Origin of the sequence: Mesorhizobium sp. M0751 (assembly GCF_040320265.1) — a bacterium.
In the GTDB taxonomy this organism is placed as follows: Bacteria; Pseudomonadota; Alphaproteobacteria; order Rhizobiales; family Rhizobiaceae; genus Mesorhizobium.
On the sequence record NZ_JAMYPH010000087.1, the window covers coordinates 1 to 707 of the forward strand.

Here is a 707-nt window from a genome sequence, read left to right on the forward strand (position 1 = left end):
TCGGCTATGGGCTTGAGATGGAAGCAGGCCCGGCCTGCCCAGTTGCCCAGTGTCGCCCGATCCAGCTGGATGCCCTGGCGGGCGTAGATCTCGGCCTGCCGGTAGAACGGCAAATGATCACCGAACTTGGCGACGATGACCTGGGCGATCAGCGCCTCGGTCGGCAGGCCACCAGGCACGATATGCTCGGGCGCATGCGCCTGCACGACGGCGCCCGAGCAGCGCCGGCAAGCGTATTTCGGGCGGCGCGTGACCAGCACGCGCAGTTGCGCCGGGATTGCGTCGAGCCGCTCGCTGACATCCTCGCCGATCCTGGCCATCTCGCCGCAGCCGCACGGACACAGCGTGCTCCTGGGCTCGATGATCCGCTCCACCCGCGGCAGATGGGCAGGCAAGTGGCCACGATTGCGCTGGCGCGAACCGGACGAGCCGTCCGAACGCCCCCGGATGACCCGCTGCGCCTTTTCCTGCGCGGCATCGAGCACGCCCTGCGCGATCTCCACGTCTTCGAGCGGCAGGTGGTATTGATCGGGATGCAGCTTCTCGGACTTGGCGCCGAACTTCTCGTGGTTGAGCTGGCTGACGACGCTCTCCAGGCGGCGGCGCGCCTCCTCGGACTCTGCCAAAGCTGCCTGCGCCTCGGCGAGGAGCGCCTTCAAACGCTCGTTCTCTTCCTGGAGAACCGTCAGATTCATGCACTAAATCAA

At 66.6% G+C, this 707-nt stretch carries 1 protein-coding gene; it reads right to left on the minus strand.

The annotated features are described in order from the left end of the window. Positions 1–695: IS66 family transposase zinc-finger binding domain-containing protein (locus NKI19_RS32775; protein WP_352567726.1), on the minus strand; the 695-nt coding region annotated here is incomplete at its 3' end. Between the last annotated feature and the right edge of the window lie 12 nt (positions 696–707).